The organism is Solwaraspora sp. WMMA2101 (assembly GCF_049179175.1).
Taxonomy (GTDB): domain Bacteria; phylum Actinomycetota; class Actinomycetes; order Mycobacteriales; family Micromonosporaceae; genus Micromonospora_E.
This window is the reverse complement of the sequence record NZ_JBMHMA010000006.1, coordinates 1,819,334-1,842,243: the sequence shown is the minus strand read 5'-3', so window position 1 is coordinate 1,842,243 and position 22,910 is coordinate 1,819,334. Positions and strand designations below refer to the sequence as shown.

General features: G+C 71.8%; 22 protein-coding genes. 12 read left to right on the top strand and 10 right to left on the bottom strand.

Annotated features, from left to right (window positions below):
* The first annotated feature begins 249 nt into the window (after window positions 1-249).
* From ACN28F_RS09040 to ACN28F_RS09015, 6 genes are all read left to right on the top strand, one after another.
* Window positions 250-1,347, top strand: a complete 1,098-nt coding sequence (locus tag ACN28F_RS09040; protein ID WP_421361325.1) for an SIS domain-containing protein — start codon at window positions 250-252, stop codon at window positions 1,345-1,347.
* A 40-nt stretch (window positions 1,348-1,387) separates the two neighbouring features.
* A complete protein-coding gene (locus ACN28F_RS09035) occupies window positions 1,388-2,914 on the top strand; it encodes a histidine kinase N-terminal domain-containing protein (protein ID WP_421357455.1) in 1,527 nt (508 codons plus the stop codon).
* 372 nt (window positions 2,915-3,286) lie between these two features.
* A complete protein-coding gene (locus ACN28F_RS09030) occupies window positions 3,287-4,978 on the top strand; it encodes a nitrite/sulfite reductase (RefSeq protein WP_421357454.1) in 1,692 nt (563 codons plus the stop codon).
* Window positions 4,979-4,997: 19 nt separating this feature from the next.
* Entirely contained in the window at window positions 4,998-5,159 is a 162-nt protein-coding gene (locus tag ACN28F_RS09025; protein WP_289207583.1) for a hypothetical protein, read from the top strand.
* On the top strand, window positions 5,156-5,917 hold the full coding sequence (locus ACN28F_RS09020) for a phosphoadenylyl-sulfate reductase (RefSeq protein WP_289207582.1): 762 nt from the start codon (window positions 5,156-5,158) through the stop codon (window positions 5,915-5,917). The genes ACN28F_RS09025 and ACN28F_RS09020 overlap by 4 nt, the downstream gene beginning before the upstream one ends.
* Window positions 5,914-6,699 carry a sirohydrochlorin chelatase gene (locus ACN28F_RS09015; protein WP_289207581.1) on the top strand — a complete coding sequence of 262 codons (786 nt, stop codon included), beginning with the start codon at window positions 5,914-5,916 and terminating at the stop codon, window positions 6,697-6,699. Before ACN28F_RS09020 ends, ACN28F_RS09015 begins: the two co-directional genes overlap by 4 nt.
* A gap of 174 nt (window positions 6,700-6,873) precedes the next feature.
* Here the strand turns inward: ACN28F_RS09015 and ACN28F_RS09010 are convergent, their stop codons facing one another.
* Both ACN28F_RS09010 and ACN28F_RS09005 read right to left on the bottom strand, forming a co-directional pair.
* Window positions 6,874-7,131 (bottom strand): WhiB family transcriptional regulator, encoded by a 258-nt coding sequence (locus tag ACN28F_RS09010; protein WP_282225801.1) that lies wholly within the window; start codon window positions 7,129-7,131, stop codon window positions 6,874-6,876.
* Window positions 7,132-7,555: 424 nt separating this feature from the next.
* Window positions 7,556-8,506, bottom strand: coding sequence for a diacylglycerol/lipid kinase family protein (locus ACN28F_RS09005; protein WP_289207580.1), 951 nt, complete (start codon window positions 8,504-8,506; stop codon window positions 7,556-7,558).
* Window positions 8,507-8,548: 42 nt separating this feature from the next.
* Here ACN28F_RS09005 and ACN28F_RS09000 point away from each other — a divergent pair, with 42 nt between their 5' ends.
* Entirely contained in the window at window positions 8,549-8,938 is a 390-nt protein-coding gene (locus ACN28F_RS09000; protein WP_289207579.1) for a hypothetical protein, read from the top strand.
* 9 nt (window positions 8,939-8,947) lie between these two features.
* Here the strand turns inward: ACN28F_RS09000 and ACN28F_RS08995 are convergent, their stop codons facing one another.
* A complete protein-coding gene (locus ACN28F_RS08995; protein ID WP_289207578.1) occupies window positions 8,948-9,361 on the bottom strand; it encodes an ATP-binding protein in 414 nt (137 codons plus the stop codon).
* 186 nt (window positions 9,362-9,547) lie between these two features.
* A complete protein-coding gene (gene sodN / locus ACN28F_RS08990) occupies window positions 9,548-9,955 on the bottom strand; it encodes a superoxide dismutase, Ni (protein ID WP_289207577.1) in 408 nt (135 codons plus the stop codon).
* 107 nt (window positions 9,956-10,062) lie between these two features.
* Here sodN and ACN28F_RS08985 point away from each other — a divergent pair, with 107 nt between their 5' ends.
* Together ACN28F_RS08985 and ACN28F_RS08980 are read left to right on the top strand one after the other, a co-directional pair.
* Window positions 10,063-10,386: a S26 family signal peptidase gene (locus tag ACN28F_RS08985; RefSeq protein WP_421357453.1), complete on the top strand. Its 324-nt coding sequence runs from the start codon at window positions 10,063-10,065 to the stop codon at window positions 10,384-10,386.
* A 139-nt stretch (window positions 10,387-10,525) separates the two neighbouring features.
* The gene (locus ACN28F_RS08980) at window positions 10,526-11,692 is read left to right on the top strand and encodes an NAD(P)-dependent malic enzyme (protein WP_289207575.1); all 1,167 of its coding nucleotides are present in this window, start codon (window positions 10,526-10,528) and stop codon (window positions 11,690-11,692) included.
* A gap of 88 nt (window positions 11,693-11,780) precedes the next feature.
* Here ACN28F_RS08980 and ACN28F_RS08975 read toward each other — a convergent pair whose 3' ends face one another.
* Window positions 11,781-12,686: a hypothetical protein gene (locus ACN28F_RS08975; RefSeq protein ID WP_289207574.1), complete on the bottom strand. Its 906-nt coding sequence runs from the start codon at window positions 12,684-12,686 to the stop codon at window positions 11,781-11,783.
* Window positions 12,687-12,768: 82 nt separating this feature from the next.
* On the opposite strand from ACN28F_RS08975, the gene ACN28F_RS08970 reads away from it, so the two are divergent.
* Complete coding sequence (locus tag ACN28F_RS08970) at window positions 12,769-13,050, top strand: DUF1707 SHOCT-like domain-containing protein (protein WP_289207573.1); 282 nt, start codon at window positions 12,769-12,771, stop codon at window positions 13,048-13,050.
* 68 nt (window positions 13,051-13,118) lie between these two features.
* The gene (locus ACN28F_RS08965; RefSeq protein WP_421357452.1) at window positions 13,119-14,072 is read left to right on the top strand and encodes a zinc-binding dehydrogenase; all 954 of its coding nucleotides are present in this window, start codon (window positions 13,119-13,121) and stop codon (window positions 14,070-14,072) included.
* On the opposite strand, the gene ACN28F_RS08960 is transcribed toward ACN28F_RS08965, so the two are convergent.
* On the bottom strand, window positions 14,069-14,989 hold the full coding sequence (locus ACN28F_RS08960) for an alpha/beta hydrolase family protein (RefSeq protein ID WP_289207571.1): 921 nt from the start codon (window positions 14,987-14,989) through the stop codon (window positions 14,069-14,071). The genes ACN28F_RS08965 and ACN28F_RS08960 overlap by 4 nt on opposite strands.
* Window positions 14,990-15,082: 93 nt before the next feature.
* Between ACN28F_RS08960 and ACN28F_RS08955 the strand changes: the two genes are divergently transcribed.
* Entirely contained in the window at window positions 15,083-15,253 is a 171-nt protein-coding gene (locus ACN28F_RS08955) for a hypothetical protein (protein WP_289207570.1), read from the top strand.
* A 52-nt stretch (window positions 15,254-15,305) separates the two neighbouring features.
* On the opposite strand, the gene ACN28F_RS08950 is transcribed toward ACN28F_RS08955, so the two are convergent.
* From ACN28F_RS08950 to ACN28F_RS08935, 4 genes are all read right to left on the bottom strand, one after another.
* Complete coding sequence (locus ACN28F_RS08950; protein WP_421357451.1) at window positions 15,306-16,433, bottom strand: acetate/propionate family kinase; 1,128 nt, start codon at window positions 16,431-16,433, stop codon at window positions 15,306-15,308.
* Window positions 16,430-18,493 carry a phosphate acetyltransferase gene (gene pta, locus ACN28F_RS08945; RefSeq protein ID WP_421357450.1) on the bottom strand — a complete coding sequence of 688 codons (2,064 nt, stop codon included), beginning with the start codon at window positions 18,491-18,493 and terminating at the stop codon, window positions 16,430-16,432. Before pta ends, ACN28F_RS08950 begins: the two co-directional genes overlap by 4 nt.
* 100 nt (window positions 18,494-18,593) lie before the next feature.
* Window positions 18,594-18,770, bottom strand: a complete 177-nt coding sequence (locus tag ACN28F_RS08940) for a DUF6104 family protein (protein WP_289207567.1) — start codon at window positions 18,768-18,770, stop codon at window positions 18,594-18,596.
* A 13-nt stretch (window positions 18,771-18,783) separates the two neighbouring features.
* The gene (locus tag ACN28F_RS08935) at window positions 18,784-22,662 is read right to left on the bottom strand and encodes a multifunctional oxoglutarate decarboxylase/oxoglutarate dehydrogenase thiamine pyrophosphate-binding subunit/dihydrolipoyllysine-residue succinyltransferase subunit (protein WP_421357449.1); all 3,879 of its coding nucleotides are present in this window, start codon (window positions 22,660-22,662) and stop codon (window positions 18,784-18,786) included.
* Between the last annotated feature and the right edge of the window lie 248 nt (window positions 22,663-22,910).

Here is a 22,910-nt window from a genome sequence, read left to right as displayed (position 1 = left end):
GGTCGTGCAGTCCCTCGGACACGTTTTCCCGATCCTCGTGTCGTGATCGTCTCCCCTTGGCTCCGGGAGCCTAGGGCACGCGGCACCAAACGGCGTACCCTGCGCGGTGCTGATCGTTTCGTTGCCTTCGACGCCCAAATCGTGCAAGAATGAGCACGCTTCACGCTGATTCGCGCAGAACTGGGGAGGCATGCGATGACCAACGGAAATCTGGCGGCCGGTGGCGGGCCTGGTCCGGCCGGTCGTGGCATGGCAGCCGACATCGCCGAGCAACCGGCCGGCTACGCCCGGCTGCTGCAGCCCGACCACGTCGCCGCGATCGCCGACGTCGCCGCGACGATCGTCCGCCGCCGGCCCCGGCACGTGGTCTTCACCGCCCGCGGGACCTCCGACCATGCCGCCCTGTACGCGGCGTACCTCACCGAGATCCGCCTCGGCCTGCCCGCCGGGCTCGCCTCGCCCAGCACGGTGACCCTGTTCGGCGCCCGGCCCGACCTGCGCGACGCCCTGGTCGTCGGGGTCAGTCAGAGTGGTGGCTCACCGGACCTCGCCGAGGTGCTGCGGGTGGCCCGGGAGCAGGGCGCGTCGACCGTCGCGGTCACCAACGCGCCCGACTCGCCCCTGGCGGCGGCCGCCGAACTCACCGTCGACATCGCCGCCGGCCACGAGCGTGCGGTCGCCGCGACCAAGACGTACACCGCCGAACTGCTCGCGCTGCTGATGCTCGTCGAGGGCGTCCGCTCCGGCGACGGGACGCTGCCGGCGGCCGAACGGGCCGTGCTGGACACCCTGCCTGCGCTGGCCGCCCAGGTCCTCGCCGATCCGACCGCCACCGAGCTGGCGCACCGCTACCGGTTCGCGGCCCGGCTGGTCACCACCGGGCGCGGGTACGCCTACCCGACCGCGCGGGAGGCCGCCCTGAAACTGATGGAGACCTGCTACCTGCCGGCGCTCGCCTTCTCCGGCGCCGACCTGCTGCACGGCCCGCTGGCGATGACCGACCCCGACGTGCCGGTGCTGGCGGTGGTCGGCTCCGGTCCCGGTGGCGAGTCGATGCGGGAGGTGCTGCACCGGCTCCGCCAGCGACGCGCCGACGTGCTCACCATCGGTGCCGGTGCCGGTGCCGGTGCCGGTGCCGACACCGGCCGAACCGGCCCGGCCGGCGACGGCGGCCCGGCCGGCGACGGCGGCCCGGCCACCGCGATCGTGCTGCCCGACGTCGACGAGCGGTACGCCCCACTGCTGGACATCCTGCCCGCGCAGCAGCTCGCCTTGGCCCTGGCGGTCGCCCGTGGCGAGGACCCCGACGCGCCGCGTGGCCTGGCCAAGGTCACCGCCACCCGGTGAGGGGTGTCCGTGCCCTGGCCGGGCATGGCAGGCTACGAGCGTGTCGACCCTGCGTGATCTCGTCGAGGAACACACCACCCTGCGTCCGGTCGACATCGACCACCTGCACCGGCTCGCCGGGGAGTGGCAGCTGTTGTCCGACCTGTCCTTCGCCGACCTGCTGCTCTGGGTGCCGGTCGACGACGACGGGACGTTCCTGTGCGTGGCCCAGGTGCGGCCCACCACCGCCCCGACGGCGTACCAGGACGACCAGGTCGGCCGGACCGTCGACGGCCCGGAGGTCGCCCACCTGACGATCGCGTACCGCCAGGGTCGGATCTGGCGGGAGGGCGACCCGGTCTGGTACGGCAACACCCCGGCCAGGCACGAGGCGATGCCGGTGCGGCTGCGCGCGGCCGACGGCGAGTCCGGGCGGATCATCGCGGTGATCGGCCGGGACACCAACCTGTCCACCGCCCGCACCCCCAGCCAGCTCGAACTCAACTACCTGACCACCGCCGACGACCTGGCCCAGATGGTGGCCGACGGCACCTTCCCGCCGGTGCGCCACCCCGGCGAGACGACCTCGGCGCCCCGGGTCGGCGACGGGCTGATCCGGCTGGACGCCAGCGGCAAGGTCACCTATGCCAGCCCGAACGCGCAGTCGGCGTTCCGCCGGATGGGTTTCGCCGCCCACCTCGTCGGCGAGGACCTCGCCGCGCTGTCCCACCGCCTCGCCGACGACCCGCTGGAGGGCACCGACGCGGCCAACCGGATGCTGGTGGCGCTGCGCGGTGAGGCACCGCCCCGCAAGGAGATCGAGGCGCGCGGCGCGACCATGCTGACCCGGGCGTTGCCGCTGATGCCGGCCGGGGTGCCGATCGGGGCCCTGGTGCTGGTCCGCGACATCACCGAGGTCCGACGCCGGGACCGGGCGCTGATCACCAAGGACGCCACCATCCGGGAGATCCACCACCGGGTGAAGAACAACCTGCAGACGGTCGCGGCGCTGCTGCGGCTGCAGGCCCGCCGGGTCGAGCAGCCGGCGGCCCGGGCGGCGCTGGAGGAATCGGTACGCCGGGTCGCGTCGATCGCGCTGGTGCACGAGACCCTCGCCATGTCCAGCGACGAGGCGGTCGAGTTCGACGGCATCGTCGACCGGGTGGCCAGCGCGGCCACCGAGGTCGCGGCGACCGCGGTGCCAGTGACGATGCGCCGCGACGGCAGCTTCGGGGTGCTGCCGGCGGAGATCGCCACGTCGCTGGTGATGGTCCTCAACGAGCTGCTGCTCAACGCCGTGGAGCACGGCTTTCCCGAGCCGGACGACGACGCCCCGGTGCCGGCGGCGCCGCCGCCGGTCGCCGAGGTGGTCGTCGCGGTGCACCGGCAACGCAAACAGCTGCACGTGACGGTGGCCGACAACGGTCGGGGCCTGCCGGCCGACTTCGACGCCGACGCCGGCAGCCGGCTCGGGCTGCAGATCGTCCGGGCCCTGGCCACCGGCGAGCTGCGCGGCACCATCGAGCTGCGCGACCGCGACGGCGGCGGCACCGAGGCGGTGCTGGTCGTCCCACTGGCCCGCCGCTGAAACAGCGCCGGTGGGTGTCCGCCGCCGACCGGTGGGAGCTGGTCCGCCGCCGACCGGTAGCGGGTGAGTCGGGCCACAGCCCGCCCGTCATGTGGGACATCGGCTACGGTGCGCTGGTCTGACCGGTACGGATGTGGCAACATCCAGGTCATGACCGCTGCCGTTGAGCGCCGCTTCGTGGCCCGCCGCCACGTCGATTACGGTCGCGTCCGCAGCGCCATCTGTCCGGCTGGCTGAGCACGCCCGACCTTTTTGTGTTCCGGGCGGCATCCGCGCCGGCCTCCTCGATCTGGCCAGACCATCGTCGATGGCCCCGAGCGCTGCGTGCCGCCGCCGACCGAGTGACCACCCGCAGACACGGAGGACGCCCCGATGGCGCGCAGCAGCACCCCGACCCGACCCGGCCGCCGGCGCGGCGAGGGGCAGTGGGCGCTCGGGCACCGCGAGCCGCTCAACCCCAACGAGCGGACCAAGAAGGACGACGATCCGCTCAACGTCCGGGCCCGGATCGAGACCATCTACGCGCACGGCGGGTTCGCCTCGATCGACCCGGCCGACCTGCGTGGCCGGTTCCGCTGGTGGGGCCTCTACACCCAGCGCAAGGCGGGCATCGACGGCGGGCGCACCGCCGTACTGGAGCCGCACGAGCTGGAGGACGAGTTCTTCATGCTCCGGGTGCGCATCGACGGCGGTCAGCTGAACCTGGCCCAGCTGCGCACCATCGCCGACATCTCGCAGCGCTACGCCCGGGACACCGCCGACATCACCGACCGGCAGAACATCCAGCTGCACTGGATCCGGGTCGAGGACATGCCGGCGATCTGGAAGGCCCTCGAGGACGTCGGCCTGCACACCACCGAGGCGTGCGGTGACTGCCCGCGGATCGTGCTCGGCAGCCCGGTCGCCGGGGTCGCCGCCGCCGAGAAGATCGACCCCACTCCGGCGATCGACGAGATCGTCCGCCGATACGTGGGCAGCAAGGAGTTCTCCAACCTGCCCCGCAAGTTCAAGTCGTCGATCTCCTGGCTCGCCGACACCCCGCACGAGGTCAACGACATCTCGTTCCTCGGGGTCGACCACCCCGACCACGGCCCCGGGTTCGACCTGTGGGTCGGCGGTGGGCTGTCCACCAACCCGATGATCGCCCAGCGGCTCGGTGTCTGGGTGCCGCTGGCCGAGGTCGCGGACGTCTGGGCCGGGGTGGTCGGCATCTTCCGCGACTACGGCTACCGCCGGCTGCGCCACCGGGCCCGGCTGAAGTTCCTGGTCGCCGACTGGGGCGTGGAGAAGTTCCGCGAGGTGCTGGAGAAGGAGTACCTCGGCCGGGCGCTGCTGGACGGGCCGCCGCCACAGCTGCCGGCCAAGCCGATCGACCACATCGGCGTACACGAGCAGGCCGACGGTCGCCGCTACGTCGGTGCCGCCCCGGTCGTCGGACGGGTCTCCGGCAGCCAGCTCACCGCCCTGGCGGACCTGGTGGCCGCGCACGGCTCGGACCGGGTACGGCTCACCCCGTACCAGAAGCTGCTGGTCCTCGACGTCGCGCCGGACCGCGTCGACTCGCTGGTGGACGGGATGCGCGCGATCGGCCTGGAGGCCCGGCCGTCGGTGTGGCGGCGCGGCACGATGGCCTGCACCGGCATCGAGTTCTGCAAGCTCGCCATCGTCGAGACCAAGCGGCGGGGCGAGGAGCTGGTGGCCCACCTGGAGCAGCGGCTGGCCTCGGCCGGGCTCACCGACGACACCGACATCACGATCCACATCAACGGCTGCCCGAACGCCTGCGCCCGGACCCAGGTCGCCGACATCGGGCTCAAGGGCCAGCTGGTCGTCGGGCCCGACGGCCGGCAGGTCGAGGGGTACCAGATCCATCTCGGCGGTGGCCTGGGAATGGCCCAGGGGCAGACCGCCGGCTTCGGGCGCAAGGTGCGGGGTCTGAAGACCACCGCCGACGAGCTGCCCGAGTACGTCGAACGCGTGGTCCGCCGCTACCTGGCCGGTCGTACCGAGGGCGAGTCGTTCGCCCAGTGGGTCGTCCGCGCCGACGAGGAGGAGTTGCGATGAACGAGCGAGGTGAGGTGCGATGAGCACCGAGACACGCACGGCTCCGCTCTACTGCCCGTACTGCGGGGAGGAGAACCTCCGCCCGCACCCGGACGCGCACACCGCCTGGGAGTGCCACGCCTGCGCCCGGGTCTTCACGGTCCGGTTCACCGGCCTGCTCGCCCGGCAGGTGAACCGATGAGCCCGGTCCTCGCCGCCGACCTGAACCTGATCCGGCTCGGCCCGGACGCCGACCGCCCGCCGACCCGCCGTAGCCCCGCCCAGTTGCGCGAGCTCGCCGAACAGGCCGGCCGGGAGCTGGACGGAGCGCCGGCGGAGGAGATCGCCCGGTGGGCGGTGGAGACCTTCGGTGACCGGTTCTGTGTGACCAGTTCGATGGCGGACGGGGTGCTGGCGCACCTGGTCTCCCGGGTCGCCCCCGGCGTCGACGTGGTGTTCCTCGACACCGGGCTGCACTTCCCGGAGACGTTGCGGGTCCGCGACCAGGTGGCCGCCACGATGCCGGTCAACCTGCGGTCGATCCGGCCCCGGATGACCGTCGGCCAGCAGGACGGCGAGTTCGGCCCCCGGCTGTTCAACCGGGCCCCGGACGAGTGCTGCGCGTTGCGTAAGGTCGAACCGCTGGAACGGGCCCTGGGCGACTACGACGCCTGGGCGGCGGGGCTGCGCCGTGACGAGTCCCCGACCCGGGCCAACACCCCGGTCGTCGGGTTCGACGCCCGCCGGGGACGGGTCAAGGTGAACCCGATCGCCGCCTGGACCCAGGCGGACGTCGACGCCTACGTCTCCCGCTGGGGCGTGCCGGTCAACGAGCTGTTCCGGCAGGGCTACACCTCGATCGGCTGCTGGCCGTGCACCCGGCGGACCACCGCCGGGGAGGATCCGCGGGCCGGCCGGTGGGCGATGTTCGAAAAGACCGAGTGCGGTCTGCACCAGTGACCGGGTCGACGCGGCCCGCCGACCGGGCCGTCCCGGTCGAGGCCGCGCCGATCGTCCTGGTGGCGCACGGCAGCCGCGACCCTCGGGCCGCCGCCGCCACCCGGGCGCTGGTGCGGGCGGTCGCCGCTGCCCGGCCCGGGGTGGACGTGCGGGCCGCCTATCTCGACCACGCCGGCCCGCGTCCCGGCGCGGTGCTGGCCGACCTGCAGGCCGCCGGCTACCCGGCGGCGACCGTGGTGCCGCTGCTGTTGACCGAGGCGTTCCACGGGCGGGTGGACCTGCCCGAGGTGGTCCGGGTGGCGCGGCGCGACGGCCTGCGGATCCCGGTGGCGCTGACCGACGTGATCGGTCCGCCGTTGGCCGCGCCGACGGTGGATCCGCTGCTGGTCGCCGGGCTGCGTCGGCGGTTGGCCGCCGCGGGCGCCGACTGCGACGCCGTGGTGCTGGCAGCGGCCGGTACGCGGAGCGCGCCGGCCCGTCAGACGGTCGCTCTGGCCGCTGCGGCGCTCGGTGCCGACCTGGGGCTGCCCTGCCTGGCGGGGTACGCCTCAGCGGCTCCACCGACGGCCGGTGAGGCGGTCCGGACGCTGCGGGAGTCGGGGGCCCGGCGGGTCGGGCTGGCCGGCTACTTTCTGGCACCGGGGCTGCTCTACGACACGGCGGTGACCTCGGCCCGGCAGGCGGGGGTGGTCGCGGTGGCGGCTCCGCTCGCGGGCGCGTCGGAGATCGCCCGGCTGGTGCTGCGCCGGGTCGACCAGGTCGCTGTCGCGGTGCCGGTGTGACCGCGGCCGACGGTTTCATGATCCGGCGGTGCGACGGTGCGCTTTCACCGGGTGATCGAATGGCAACCGGTCACGAAATGGTGACCGTTCGACAAACAGTTGTGAGTGGCAATGCACGGCGCCCCGGAGTGACACTCCGGGGCGCCGAACGGACGTCGCGTGGTGGTTAGTGGGTCAGGCAGTGTGAGCGCGCAGGACGCGCAGTCCGCCGCGGCGCTTGACTGCGCGCCGCTCCTCTTCGCTCATCCCGCCCCAGACGCCTGCGTCCTGCCCGGACTCGAGTGCCCACTGCAGGCACTGATCGGTCACGGAGCAGCGCCGGCAGACAGCCTTGGCCTGCTCGACCTGCAGGATCGCGGGGCCGGACGTCCCGATCGGGAAGAACAGCTCCGGGTCCTCGTCGCGGCAGACAGCATGGTGACGCCAGTCCATGGCGGCAACACTCCTCATTCTGGATCGGTGGCGGTGAAATGCTCCGGTCTTTCTTTATGCGCCCGCGCAGTCAATACGACGGATTGCATCCGTCGGATCGGCAGCGCGTGAGCAGGCGTGTGCCTGTGGAACGTTGCTCCGAGCTGCCGCGTGGCGAGCGCATCCAGGCAACGTCCCGGGTGAATCGGTCCGCTTGTGAATACTTTCACGAACTCCTGCGATGTCAAGAGTAGCGATCAGAAAAAGTACAACTGGGTGAGCAACGTCACGACCCTTATGTCCCTTTTCTGGCGCTCACCGACACCCGGAGTGCGACAGTCAGGAATCAATGTAGTACGGTCCGGCCTGCGTTGCAGGCATTTCAGCCACGTGTCCTTCGTGGGCCTGGTCACGCTCCGCAGTCGAAGTTCAGTTACGTAGCGTGTCAGTGGACGACCCGCAGGGCCTCCCGGACCGCCGTAAAACGGACTTTCAGCCGCTCGCCGAGATAGTCGCCGTCGAGTTGGAAGGCCTGAGGGCGAGTTGCGGATATCGTGAATTCGGACAAATCGTGCAGCCGGACGACCTGTCGCCCACGTGGATCCGGCGTACGAGCCGCGACCTGAGCCAACGTACGGGTCGTGCTGGGCACCCGCAGCTGCCGTACGGCCAGCACGTCCAGCCCGAGGTCGAACGAGGCCAACGGGTTCGGGTTGATCGCCCGGTCGCCGATGAAGGTCCACGGCGCCGTGTTCTGGATCACCACAGTCGCGAGCTCCTCGTGCGCCGGCTCGCCCGGCTGCTCCAGCCGGATCGCCGGGTGCCGCCGGTCCATGCCGATGAAGTACTCACTCACCATCGACCGCAGGTAGAGCCCGACCGTCGACCGTCGACCCCGCAGCCGGGCCCGCTCCACCTGCCGGATCACCGCCGCGTCCAGCCCCAGCCCGGCGCAGAAGGTGAAATAGCGGTCGTCGGCCCGCCCCAGCCCGATGGTCCGGAACCGACCCGTCCGCAGCCCCTCGATCAACACGCTGGTCGCCTCCGGCCACTGCGGGGGCAGACCGACCGCCCGGGCGAAGACGTTCGTCGAGCCGACCGGTACGACGGCCAGCGCGGGCAACCGTCGGGCCGTCGCCGTCGACGACTGGTCGGTCGCCGGCAGCGCCGACATCAGCCCGTTGACGGCCTCGTTGACCGTACCGTCGCCGCCGAGGGTCACCACGACGTCGAACCGCTCCTGCGCGGCCTGCCGGGCCAACGCCACGGCGTGCCCGCGCCGATGGGTGTACTCGACCGTCAGGTCGACTTCGCTGCGCAACGCCCGGACGATCACGTCCCGGGTGCGCTCGCTGGTGGTGGTGGCCTTGGGATTGGCCACCAGAAGGGCCCGCATGGGCGGCACTGTATCGCGCCCGGACGCGGGTATCGTGGCGCCGTGACCATTGCCGCACCGTCCCTGCCGGCGAGCCTGCGGTGGGCCGTACGGGTGCTCGCCGCGCAGGCGGTGGCCCTGGGGCTGCTGGCCGGGTACCTGGCCTACCAGGACTTCGCCGGGCGGGCCACCGACCTCGTCTCGGCGTTGTTCGTCACCGGCTTCGCCGCTGGCGGCGCGGTCGCCCTCGCGCTGCTCGCCCGGGGCCTGCACCGGCGGCGGGCGGCAGCCCGGGCACCGGCCATCGTGCTGCAACTGATGCTGCTGCCGGTCGGCTACTACATGAGCGTCGGTGGGCTGGCCTGGCTCGGCGTACCGCTGATCGCGCTCGGGCTCGGCGTGGTGTTCCTGCTGGTCACCCCGGCCACGACGCGGGCCTTCGGGCTCGACTGAGCCTGGGCCTCAGCGGCCGCCCGAACGCCGGGTGAGCAACCGGATGCTGGCCCGGCCGCTGCTGGCGGTCGCCGAGGCGGAGGTGGTCAGCGCCCGGAGCACCTTCCAGGCGAACGACGACTCCGGTGGAAGCGTGGCACCGCGGGCGGTGGCGACGGTGACTTCGACGGTCAGTGCGTCGTCGGTCACCGAGAAGCGACACTCCAGGTCGGCGGGTCTGGTGGCGACGGCGAGCAGCATGGCGCACGCCTCGTCGACCGCGATCCGCAGATCCTCGATCTCGTCCAACGCGAAGTGCAACCGGGCGGCCAGACCGGCCGTCGCGGTCCGCAGCACGCTCAGGTAACCACCGTCGGCGGGCACGGTGAGGAGCACGACGTCGTCGTCGACCGTCGGCTCGGATTGTGTGACCAGCGGACTCATCCGGCATACCCCCGCGTGGACTCTACCGGTTGACGTCGATTCCCGGTGGCATCCGTGACCAATTGTTCCGCTCCGCCGATTGTCCGGTTCCATCGCCGACGCGGCTCCCGGCGTCGTTCACCGCCGACCTCGGCGGTGGCGGGGTGTCCGGCCGGCACGACGGGCGTGCCGGCCGGACCTGAGGCCTCAGGCCTGCTTGGTCTCCCAGAAGATCTTCGCGATCTCGTCGATCTTCTGCAGCAACTCGTCGGCCTTGGCCGGGTCGACCGAGGCCTTGGTCCCGCCGCCGCCACCGGCGAGCTTGGTGGCCTCGTTGAACAGCTGGTTCAGCTGCGGGTACTTCTCGAAGTGCGGCGGCTTGAAGTAGTCGGTCCAGAGCACCCACAGGTGGTGCTTGACCAGCTCGGACCGTTGCTCCTTGATGATCAGGGCACGGGTACGGAACTCCGGGTCGGTGTTCGCCTGGTACTTCTCGGCGATCGCCTTGATCGATTCTGCTTCGATCCGGGCCTGCGCCGGGTCGTACACGCCACACGGCAGATCGCAGTGGGCGCTGACCACCGTGCGCGGAGTAAGAATGCGTGGAAGTCGCATCAGGACCCTCCGTTGACTGGCCGGCGGCACGATCGCCGGCACGCGTAAGGTGGAGGAAGATCCTCCTTGCCGACCCTATCGCGCATCGGGCCCGCTGACCTGACGAGGTGCAAGTGCGTCCGCCTCTGTTTACCGTGCTGGTGCACGGTCCATCGATGGCTCCCACGCTGCGCCACGGCGACGCACTGCTGATCCGTCGGGGCGGCCGGGCGGTCCGTCCGGGCGATGTGGTGGTCGCCACCTTCCGTGCCCGGCCCGACCTGCTGGTGGTCAAGCGGGCAGTGCGGGCCTGTGACGGCGGCTGGTGGCTGCGTGGCGACAACGATCTCGTGACCGACGACTCGCGGGCGTACGGGGTGGCCGACGTGCACGGAAGGGCAGTGTTGCGCTACTGGCCGCGACCGCGGTCATTTTGTTACCGGCGGGTATGACCTACTTGGCGGGAAACCAGCCCGTGGGACACTATGCTCGACACGTAACCCGGGTGACCCCCGCAGCGCCTCGCCGGTCAACGCTGACCTCGCGCCGAGCCGGCGGCTCTTTCGCACGCTCAACGGCTCTGGAGTCACCATGTCTACAGTGGCAATCTCTGACCCGGTCTTCGACCTGCACCGGGGCGGCAAAATGGCGATCACGCCGACCGTCGCACTGACCGACCGCGAGGACCTCTCCCTGGCGTACACCCCGGGCGTCGCCCGGGTCTGTGAGGCCATCGCCGCCGACCCGACCCTCGTCGACGACTACACCTGGGTGTCGCACACCGTCGCCGTGGTCACCGACGGCACCGCCGTGCTCGGCCTCGGCGACATCGGTCCGCGCGCCGCGATGCCCGTGATGGAGGGCAAGGCGGTGCTGTTCAAGCAGTTCGGCGATGTCGACGCCGTGCCGATCTGCCTGGACACCCGCGACATCGACGCCATCGTCGCCACCGTCACCGCACTGGCACCCTCCTTCGGCGGGATCAACCTGGAGGACATCAGCGCACCCCGCTGCTTCGAGATCGAACGCCGCCTCGACGAGGCGCTGCCGATCCCGGTCTTCCACGACGACCAGCACGGCACCGCGATCGTGGTGCTCGCGGCCCTGCGCAACGCCGCCACGTTGCTCGACCGCCGACTCGGTGACCTGCGGGTGGTGGTCAGCGGGGCCGGCGCCGCCGGCGTCGCGGTGACGAAGATGCTGATCGCCGGGGGCGTCGACCCGGCGAAGACCGTGGTCTGCGACTCGCGGGGCATCATCCACAACGACCGGGCCGACCTCAACGGGGTCAAGGCCGAACTCGCCGCCCTCACCGCCGCCTGCGCCGGCGGCATCGCCGACGCGCTGGTCGGCGCCGACGTGCTGATCGGCCTCTCCGGCGGCCGGATCGAAGAGTCGGCCGTCGCCGGCATGGCACCCGGCGGCATCATCTTCGCGTTGGCCAACCCGACGCCGGAGGTGCATCCGGAGATCGCCCACCGGTACGCCGCCCTGGTCGCCACCGGCCGCAGCGACTTCCCGAACCAGATCAACAACGTGCTCGCCTTCCCCGGGGTTTTCCGGGGCGCGTTGGAGGTCGGCGCCACCCGGATCACCGAGGGCATGAAGGTGGCCGCAGCCGACGCCATCGCGGCCGTGGTCGCCGACCTGCTGCAGCCGGAGGCGTTCGTGCCGTCCGCGCTCGACCCCCGGGTCGCACCGGCGGTCGCCGCGGCGGTCGCCGCCGCCGCCCGCCGCGACGGCGTCGCCCGCCGCTGACCGCGTCGGATGATCCGCAGGTGCCGGCCGGCCCGGTCCCGGGCCGGCCGGCGTCCGGCGAGCGAGGTGCCGTAAGGATGGCGAGCGGTCAGCCGCCGAGCAGTTGGCCGATGGAACGCAGCAGGTCGGCGTAGAAGGTGCCCTCGATCTCGCGAAAGACCCCGAACTGCGCGTCGGGGTCGCCGAAGAAGGGCCGCAGCGTCCAGGCGAGTTGGGTGCCGACGAACCCGAAGAGCAGGATCCAGATGTAGAGCAGACTCATGCTGGCCGGCCGCTGCGCCGGCGGGCCGAGCGGTTGACCGAAATGCGCTTGTGGGCGCGCGGGCAGCTGCGGCCGGTCTGTCATGGCATCGACCATCGCACCCGTCCCGACCGGCGTGGGCGCGGCAGGAGCCGCTGGTACGGGTGCGGCAGGTCCGGGCGCGGGGGTGGGCGTGGGCGCGCCAGCCGGCGCGGGCACCTTGGCCGACCGTTGCTGATGGTCGTTGAGCGCCTGCATGCCGGCCACCAGGAACCGGAGGCCGACGATCGCCGAAAGCAGCAGGATCGCCACGTTGAGAAGCTTGTAGAACTGGTAGCTCTGTGCGGTGACCAGGAAGAAGAGGCTGACCGGCGCGAACGCCAGGGTCAGCGCGGCGGTCACGGTGATCGACACCAGGATCAGCGCGACCGCCTGGATCATCGACAGCCGCGCGCCGAAGACCAGGTTGAACAGGTATAGGGTTGGCAGACAGATGGCCAGCGTCGCCAGGAACAGCAACGGCAGCTTGATCAGCGAGGAGATGATCTGTTGCCAGCCGTACGAGGCACCGAGCACCGCCCCGTAGATCGCGAGGCTCAGCGTGGAGCTGGTGACCAGCTGGCCGATCAGGGGACGCAGGCCCCGCTCGTCGACGATCTGCTGCCAGATGCCGTCCCGGTCGCGGAGGATCCGTTCGATGATGAGCTGCTTCGTCGTGGGGGCGGCATCGCCACCGACAGGTAGGGTCGACACGGCTGCACCGTACCGGCTGGCGCGGCGGCCCACCGCCCCGTACGGGTTCCCACACCGATGTGGACACGCCTAGGCTGAGCACATGAACCGCCCCGACCTGCGTGCCTCGGACGCGGACCGCGAGCGGGTCGTGCGCTGCCTGGAGCGGCACACCTCGGCCGGTCGGTTGAGTCTGGACGAACACGCCGACCGGGTGGAGCGGACCGTGCACGCCCGGACGCACGGCGAACTGGCCGCCGTCCTCGCGGACCTGCCAGCGGAGCCGGCCGGATCGGAGCCGGCGGCGGTGCACCAACTGCTGGTGGCGTTCCTGATCGCCGGGGTCGCGCTGGTTGTGCTCACCGCACTGATGCTGCTGCGCTGAGGCGCTGCCAGCGTGCGGTCCTGCGCGCAGCGGTGCTGGCAGCGTGCGGTGCTGCTAGCGTGCGGTGCATGCGCGCCGTCTACGCCTCGACCATCGACGTCGACGATCCGCTTGCCGCGCTGCGCGTCGGTGAGCTGCCCGAACCGGACCTGCCCGCCTCGGACTGGGCGGTCGTCGAGGTCCGGGCCAGCTCGCTGAACCACCACGACCTGTGGTCACTGCGCGGGGTCGGGCTGCCCGCCGACCGGCTGCCGATGATCCTCGGCTGCGACGCGGCCGGGGTCGACGCCGCCGGCAACGACGTCGTCGTCTACCCGGTGGTGCCCGATCCGGCGGACCCGCGCGGCATGTCGATCCTGTCCGAACGCTACCCGGGCACGTTCGCCGACCGGGTCGCGGTACCGCGTTCGCACCTCGTTCCGAAACCCGCCGGGCTCAGCTTCGCCGAGGCGGCCTGCCTGCCCACCGCCTGGCTGACCGCGTACCGGATGCTGACCACCCGGGGCCGGCTCGACCAGGCCGGGTCGGTGCTGGTCCAGGGCGCGGGCGGGGGAGTCGCGACGGCGGCCGTGGTGATCGCCGTCGCCCTGGGCAAGCGGGTCTATGCGACCAGCCGGGACCCGGCCAAGCGGGAGCGGGTCGCCACGCTCGGCGCGACCTCGCTGGCACCCGGTGCCCGGCTGCCCGAACGGGTCGACGTGGTGATCGAGACCGTCGGCGCGGCCACCTTCGACCATTCGTTGAAATCCGCCGCACCGGGTGCCCGGATCGTCGTCTCCGGCGCCACCAGTGGGCACCTGCCGGCGGTCGACCTGCGCCGGGTCTTCGCGATGCAGCTGGAAATCCTCGGCACCTCGATGGGCACCGCCGACGAGCTTCGCGGCCTGCTGCAGCTGTGCGACACACGCGGCATCCGCCCGGTGGTCGACACCGTGTACGGCTTCGGCGAGGCCCCGGCGGCCTTCGCCCGGCTGCACAGCGGGGACGCCTTCGGCAAACTGGTGCTGGACCACCAGCGCTAGAGCTGGTCGTCGAAGACCGCCACCCCCGCCGGAGGTGCCTCGGTCAGCCGCTCCCGGGCGGCACCGTCGCCGTACAGGGTCCAGCGCAGGAAGTCCGTACTGGTCGCGATCACCACGTCGTAGGCCGGGTCGCCCGGCCGCAGCAGTGACTGCCCGTGGTCGCCGTCGGGCAGGCTGAGCATCGCCTTCGGCCAGGGCACCCGGTCGTACGCCGCCCTGCCCGACGCGTACGACACCACCTCGTCGAGCTCACCGTGGATGAACAGTTGCGGGGCGGCGGCACCGCTGAACGCCGTACCGACCCCGAGGGCGCTGCCGGCCAGCACCACGCCGGCGTCGAGCCGTTCGTCGCGGGCCGCGGTGAACAGCCCGACGGTGGTGATCCCGCCGGCCGAGTGCCCGGCGGCGGCGACCCGTTCGACATCGAGCCGGCCGGCGAACTCGTCGCCGTCGCGTCCGTCGAGCGCCAGCAGTTCGTCGAGGACGTGTGAGGCGTCCGCCGGCTGGTTCAGCACGTCCAGGGCGTTGCCGCCGGAGCCGCCCTGACTGGTGAACGGGTAGGTCGGGGCGGCGACCACGAACCCGGCCGCCGCCCACTGCGCCAGCACCGCCTGGTAGTCCGCCGGCTCGCCGCCCAGGCCGTGGCTGAACAGCACCACCGGGAACGGGCCGGCGTCGTCGGCCGGGTACCAGACGGTCACCGGCAGCGGCCGGTCACCACGGGCGAGGTCGAGGGTGCGGGTCGCGACGTCGAGTTGACCGGCCGGTGCCGCCCGGCCGGGGGCCGGGGTGGGCGGTACCGACGCCGGTGCGTTGAACACCGGCGGCGGCGTGGGCGCGGATCCGCAGCCGGCCAGCAGGGCACCGACCAGACCGGCGGTGAGCAGGCCGGCCACCGCCGGACGACGAACACGCATCAGACGATTGTTACCGCGCGGCAGCCAGGTCGGCCACCCGGACGCGTCGGTCGGTCGTGGCGGCACTTGCCCGATTTCGCTAGGGTCGTCGTCATGTCTGACGAGTACGTCGATCCGAGCGGCAACACCGAGGCCTTCCGGGCCTTCCAGACGACCCCGTCGCCGGTCGCCGACCAGCCGTCCCGGCTGCCGTTGATCATCGGCATCGGCATCGCCGGCGTGGTGGCGGTCGTCCTCGCGATCGCCGTCTGGCTGCTGGTCTGACCGCGTCAGCTGCGGGCCCCGGCCGTCACCGGTCGGCTGAGCTGACCGACACTCAGTGGTCGGCCAGCACCGCTCGGGTCTGACTGGCGATCTCCAACTCCTCGTTCGTGGGGACCACCCACACTCCGACCGGCGTACCGTCCGGGGAGATCCGCCGTTCGCCGCCGCCGCTGCCGTTGCGGTCCGGGTCGACGGCGATGCCGAGCCCGTCGAGCCCGGCGAGCGCCGCCGCCCGGACTGCGGCGGCGTTCTCGCCGACCCCGGCGGTGAAGGTGACCGCGTCGACCCGGCCGAGCAGCGCGTAGTAGCCGCCCACGTAGAACCGGATGCGGGCGCAGTACATGTCGACGGCGAGCCGGGCACCCGGGTCTCCGGCGTCGCGCCGGCGCAGCACCTCGCGCATGTCACCGGCCCCGGCGAGGCCGACCAGCCCGCTGCGCTGATTGAGCAGCCGGTCGACGTCGGCGGTGGACCAGCCGGCGACCCGTTCCAGGTGGAACACCACCGCCGGGTCGAGGTCGCCGCTGCGGCTGCCCATCACCAGCCCTTCCAGCGGGGACAGCCCCATCGACGTGGCCACGCTGCGTCCGCCGGCCACCGCGCAGGCGCTGGCACCGTTGCCCAGGTGCAGGGTGATCACCTGGACCTCGGCCGGATCCCGACCGAGCAGGGCGGCGGTACGGCGGGACACGTACGCGTGGGAGGTGCCGTGGAACCCGTACCGGCGGATGCCGTACCGCTGTGCGGTGTCGGTGTCGATCGCGTAGTTGGCCTGCTCCGGCGGCAGCGTGCGGTGGAAGGCGGTGTCGAAGACCGCGACCTGCGGTACGTCCGGCAGCAGCCGGCGGGCCTGGGCGATGCCGGTCAGGTTGGCCGGATTGTGCAGCGGGGCCAGCGGCACCAGCCGCTCGATCTCGTCGACCACCTGGTCGGTGATCAGAGTCGGCTCGGCGAACCGGACGCCGCCGTGCACCACCCGGTGCCCGACCCCGGCGAGCCCGGTCAGGTCGGTCCGCTGCGCCATCGTCCGTAGCGCCTCGGCATGGTCGGCCGGCCCGCCGCCGGCCTCGCCGATCCGTTCGACGACGCCCTTGTCGACCACCTGCTCGCCGTCGAAGAGCTGGTACTTCAGCGACGACGAACCGCAGTTGAGGACCAGGACTCGGCTGGGGCCGCTCATCGCGCGGCGGCCTGGATCGCGGTGATCGCCACGGTGTTGACGATATCGGCCACGGTGGCGCCCCGGGACAGATCGTTGACCGGCCGCCGCAGACCCTGCATGACCGGGCCGACGGCGACCGCGCCGGCCGAGCGCTGCACCGCCTTGTAGGTGTTGTTGCCGGTGTTCAGGTCGGGGAAGACGAAGACGGTGGCCCGGCCGGCGACCTTACTGCCGGGCAGTTTGGTGGCGGCGACGGTCGGGTCGATCGCCGCGTCGTACTGGATCGGCCCCTCCACCAGCAGGTCCGGGCACCGTTTGCGGACCAGGTCGGTGGCGGCGGCCACCTTCCGGACGTCGTCGCCACTGCCGGACGTGCCGGTGGAGTAGGACAGCATCGCGACCCTCGGCTCGATGCCGAACCGGGCTGCGGTCTGCGCCGAGCTGACCGCGATGTCGGCCAGTTGCGCGGCGTCCGGGTCCGGGTTGACCGCGCAGTCGCCGTAGACCAGCACCCGGTCGGCGAGCAGCATGAAGAAGACGCTGGAGGCGACCGAGACCTCCGGCAGCGTTTTGATGATCTCGAACGCCGGGCGGATCGTGGCGGCGGTGGTGTGGGTCGCCCCGGAGACCATGCCGTCGACGTGCCCGGTGTGCACCATCATGGTGCCGAAGTAGTTGACGTCGCCGATCACGTCGTGCGCCAGCTCAAGGGTGACCCCCTTGTGCCGACGCAGCTGCGCGTACCGGGCGGCGAAGTCGTCGCGCCACGGGCTGGTCGCCGGGTCGACGACCCGCGCCGCGTCGACCTGTACGCCGAGTTCGCGGGCCCGCCGGGCGATGTCGTCGGGGTTGCCGAGCAGGGTCAGGTCGGCGACGCCCCGGCGCAGCAGGATCTCGGTGGCCCGCAGGATCCGTTCGTCGGTGCCCTCCGGTAGCACCAGCCGTCGCCGGTCGGCGCGGGCCCGGTCGATCAGCGCGTACTCGAACATCATCGGGGTGACCCGGGGGGAGCGGGTCACGTCGAGCCGGCGGGCCAGCTCGGCGCTGTCCACGCTGGACTCGAAGGCGCCGAGTGCGGCCTCGACCTTGCGCGGGTTCGCGGCGCTGGGCCGCGCCGAGATCCGCCCGGCGGCGGCGACGGCGTGGAAGCTGTCCGCCGGCACCGACAGCACGGCCAGGTTCGTCCCGAGCCGCTCCACCAGCCGCATCGCCCGCGGGTCCGGCTGCTCGCCGAGGGTCAACGCGATCCCGGCCAGGGAGACCAGCCCGGCGGCGTGCGCCGCGCTGACCGCGACCAGCAGATCCGCCCGGTCCCCGGGGGTGATCACCAGGGCACCCTCGACGAGATGGTCCAGCAGCACCGGCACGTGCGCCGCGCCGACCACGAAGTCCAGCACGTCGCGGCTGGTCGCGGTCTCGTCGCCGGCCAGCACACTGGCGTCGAGTGCGGCGGCGACCTCGGCCACCGTCGGCGCCGACACCGCCGGGACCTCCGGGATGACGTACGTCGGCACCGGCAACGCCGGCGCGTTCACCTCGGCACCGACCCGGTTGGCGATCACCGCCAGCACCGTCGTGCCGAGCTCGGTCAGCGAGTGGTACGCGCTGCGTACCGCGCCGGCGACCTCGGCACCGTCGCGGTGGATGCCGTCCACGACGGCCACCACCACGCTGCCGAACTCGGTGGCCAGCCGTGCGTTGAAGGCCAGCTCGCGGGGGAGTCCGCCGTTGTCACCGGTGTCGTCGAAGTCGCTGCCGACCACCAGCACCGCCGCGCAGCGCCGCTCCAGCTCCCGGTAGCGGCCGACGATCCGCGAGATCAGCTCCTCGCGGCGGCCGTCGGCGACCAGCCCGGCGGCTTCGGCGTAGCTGGCCCCGTAGAGCTGCTCGTCGGGCAGGTCGATGCGGTACCGCTCACGCAGCAGGCTCAGCGTCGCGTCCGGGCCGGAGCCGGCGACCAGCGGACGGAACACCCCGATCCGCTCGACCCGACGGGACAACAGCTCGGCCAGGCCGAGCGCGACGGTGGACTTGCCACCACCGGGGCCGAGACCGGCCACGTAGACACTTCGCGCCACCGCCCCAACGTACAAGGCGGAGGCGGTCGGAGTCTGGTGACCTTGGTCCCGGCCCGGGTGGGACCACCGTCAGATGTTGATCATCCGGTCTCGTCGCTGACTACTCGTCCTCGTCGTCGAGACGGGCCAGCCAGGTGGCGAACCGCTCGATCGGCGTTTCGAACTCCGGGTGCAGGTCGACGAAGTCGCGCAGCCGCTCGGCCAGCCAGGTCAGCGCGACCTCCTCCTCGCCACGGCGCTGCGCCAGTTCCTCGATGCCCCGGTCGGTGAAGTACATGCCGCCTCCCCGGTCAGCGGCGCGGCAGCGCGGCGTCGATCAACGCCGCCTGCTCCACGTCGTGCAGCTTGGTCGAGCCGACCGCCGGTGCCGCCGCCGCCGGGCGGGAGATCCGCCGCAGCCGTACGCCGTCGAGGTGCTCCAACAGGTTGAGCGCCACGAACGACCAGGCACCCTGGTTGGCCGGCTCCTCCTGTACCCAGGCGAAGTCCTCGGCGTTCGGCAGCGCCGCCAACGTGGCCCGTAGCTGCTCCACCGGCAGCGGGTACAACTGCTCCACCCGGATGATCGCGGTGTCGGTGTCGAGCTGACCGTTGCCGCCGGTGACCGCGTGCCGCTCGGCCCGGGCTGCCAACAGGTCGTAGTAGACCTTGCCGGAGCAGAGCAGCACCCGCTTGATCGCCTCCGGCCGGCCGGCGGCCACCGGGTCGGGCAGCACCGGCTGGAAGGTGCCGGTGGTGAAGTCGGCGACGCTGGAGACACAGAGCTTGTGCCGCAGCAGCGACTTCGGGGTGAACACGACCAGCGGCTTGCGCTTGGGTGACAGCGCCTGCCGCCGCAGCAGGTGGAAGTAGTTCGCCGGGGTGGACGGGATCGCCACCCGCATGTTGTCCTCGGCGCACAGTTGCAGGTAGCGCTCGGGGCGGCCGGAGGTGTGGTCCGGGCCCTGCCCCTCGTGGCCGTGCGGCAGCAGCAGGGTCAGCGCCGAGCGTTGCCCCCACTTGACCTCACCGGAGGAGACGAACTCGTCGACGATGGACTGCGCCCCGTTGACGAAGTCGCCGAACTGCGCCTCCCAGAGCACCAGCGCTTCCGGGTTCTCCACCGAGTAGCCGTACTCGAAGCCCATCGCCGCGTACTCGCTGAGCAGGGAGTCGTGCACGAAGAAGCGGGACTCGTCGGTGACCAGACTGGCCAACGGCAGGTAGTCGTTGCCGGTGCGGGCGTCGACCACCGAGGCGTGCCGCTGCACGAAGGTGCCCCGGCGGGAGTCCTGGCCGGCGAGCCGGACGGTGACCCCGTCGGCGAGCAGGGTGCCGAAGGCGAGGATCTCGCCGAAACCCCAGTCGATGTCGCCGGAGACCGCCATCTTGGCCCGCCGCTCCAGCAGCTGCTGGATCCGCTTGTGCGGGGTGAACCCCTCCGGCAGGTCGACGTGGGCCTCGCCGACGGCGGCGATCGCGGCGGCGTCGACGGCGGTCGCCACCTCCGGCTCCGGCTCCGGCTGGCGGGCGGGCATCCGGCTGGTGGCCGACGCGGCGGCGTCACGGGTGGCCTTGAAGACCTGCTCCAGCTGCGTCTGGTAGTCACGCAGCAGCTCCTCGGCGTCGGTGACGGTGATGTCACCGCGACCGATCAGCTCCTCGGTGTAGAGCTTGCGGACGCTGCGCTTGGAGTCGATGATCGCGTACATCAGCGGGTTGGTCATCGACGGGTCGTCGCCCTCGTTGTGGCCGCGCCGCCGGTAGCAGACCAGGTCGATCACGACGTCCTTGTTGAACGCCTGGCGGTACTCGAAGGCGAGCCGGGCGACCCGGACCACCGCCTCCGGGTCGTCGCCGTTGACGTGGAAGATCGGCGCCTGGATCATCCGGGCCACGTCGGTGCTGTACAGCGACGAACGGCTGTACTCCGGCGCGGTGGTGAACCCGACCTGGTTGTTGACCACGACGTGCACCGAACCGCCGGTACGGTAGCCACGCAGCTGCGACAGGTTGAGCGTCTCGGCGACCACACCCTGCCCGGCGAACGCCGCGTCACCGTGCACCAGCAGCGGCAGGACGGTGTAGCCCTCCAGCTTGAGGTCGATGCGGTCCTGCTTGGCCCGCACGATGCCCTCCAGCACCGGGTCGACCGCCTCCAGGTGCGACGGGTTGGCGGTCACCGAGACGGTGATGCCGTGCTCGCCGTCCGGGGTGGTGAACTTGCCGACCTGGCCGAGGTGGTACTTCACGTCGCCGGAGCCCTGGGTGGACTTCGGGTCGAGGTGCCCCTCGAACTCGGAGAAGATCTTCTCGTACGGCTTGCCGACGATGTTGGCCAGCACGTTGAGTCGACCCCGGTGGGCCATGCCGATCACGACCTCGTCGAGGTCGGCGCGGGCCGAGGACTGCAGGATCTCGTCCAGCAACGGGATCAGCGACTCGCCGCCCTCGAGCGAGAACCGCTTCTGGCCGACGTACTTGGTCTGCAGGAAGGTCTCGAACGCCTCGGCCGCGTTGAGCCGGTTGAGGATGTGCTTCTGCTCGCCGGCGTCGGGCTTCTCGTAGCCACGTTCGATGCGTTCCTGGATCCAGCGGCGCTCCTCCGGATCCTGGATGTGCATGTACTCGACGCCGACCCGGCGGCAGTACGAGTCGCGCAGCACCCCGAGGATCTGCCGCAGCATCATCCGCTGCTTGCCGGCGAACCCGTCCACCGGGAAGGTCCGGTCCAGGTCCCACAGGGTCAGGCCGTGCTGCAGGACGTCCAGGTCCGGGTGCTTGCGGATCTTGAACTCGAGCGGGTCGGTGTCGGCCATCAGATGCCCGCGCACCCGGTAGGCGTGGATCAGCTCGTTGACCCGGGCGGTCTTGTTGATCTGCCCCTCGGAGCTGACCGCCACGTCGCGCATCCAGCGCACCGGCTCGTACGGGATGCGCAGCGAGGTGAAGATCTGGTCGTAGAAGCCGTGCTCACCGAGGATCAGCTCGTGCATGACCTTGAGGAACTCGCCGGACTGCGCACCCTGGATGATCCGGTGGTCGTAGGTGCTGGTCAGCGTGATGACCTTGCTGACGGCGAGGTCGGCGAGGGTCTCGGAGGACATCCCGGCGTACGGTGCCGGGTACTCCATGGCGCCGACCCCGATGATCGCGCCCTGGCCGGTCATCAGCCGGGGCTGGGAGTGCACGGTGCCGATCCCGCCGGGGTTGGTCAGCGAGATCGTGGTGCCGCCGTAGTCCTCCATGGTCAGCTCGTTGCGGCGGGCGCGGCGGATCACGTCCTCGTACGCCTGCCAGAACTGCCGGAAGTCCATCTGCTCGCAGGCCTTGATCGACGGCACCACGAGGGTACGGGAGCCGTCCGGCTTGGCCAGGTCGATGGCGATGCCGAGGTTGACGTGCTCCGGGGCGACCATGTGCGGCTTGCCGTCGACCTCGGCGAACGAGTTGTTCAGCTCCGGGTGCTCGGCCAGCGCACGGACCAGCGCGTACCCGATCAGGTGGGTGAAGCTGACCTTGCCACCGCGGCCCCGCGCCAGGTGGTTGTTGATCACGATCCGGTTGTCGACCAGCAGCTTCGCCGGGACGGCGCGGACGCTCGTCGCGGTCGGCACCGTGAGCGACGCGTCCATGTTCTGCACGATCCGGGCGGCGACACCGCGCAGCGGCGTCTGCCGGCTGCCGCCGGCCCCGGCAGCCGGGTCAGCGGTGGCGCCCTTCGTGCCGGCGCCCTTCGCCGGGGCGGCCTTGGCGGTGGACTTCGTCGCGGTGGTGGTGGCCCGGGCCGGCGCCTTCTCGGTGCCCTTCGTCGCGCCCTTGGCCGGGGCCGCCGGGGTGCTCGACGTGTCGGTGCGGGCGGCGCCGGCGGCCTTGGCAGCCGAACCGCTGCGGCCACCGGTGGCCGCCGGGGCCGCCGGTCGGTCGGTGCCGGTGTCGGGCCGATCGACCGACCGTTGGGCGGCCGGAGCGTCGGTGCCGGCCCGCGCCGCCGTGGCGGTGGCGGTGGCGGCGGTCGCCTCGGTCGGTGAGGCGGGCCGCGCCCGGTCGTAATCGGCGAAGAAGTCGTGCCAAGCGGGATCGACACTGCCGGGATCGGTGAGATACTTCTGGTACATCTCATCGACGATCCACTCGTTCGGGCCGAAACCCGCCAGCGGATTGTTCTGCGAAGTCTGCTGGGTCGACACGGCCGGTAATCGCCTCTTTCACGCGGGTCGGTTGTCACGCGGGGACGCCACCTGGCTGGGGGCGCTGGTCGAAGACGGCTTCCAGGCTACGCCGTACCACGACGGGCGGCATTGTCGCACGCGGCTCGTGTCACTTTTCACAGCGCTGGTCCCTGCTGTCGCGGCTGTCCCGACAGCCCGTCGGGACAGCCGCGACGCAGGTCGGACCTGCTGCACCGGGCGAGCACACCGTGGTGCGTCGCGGCTCG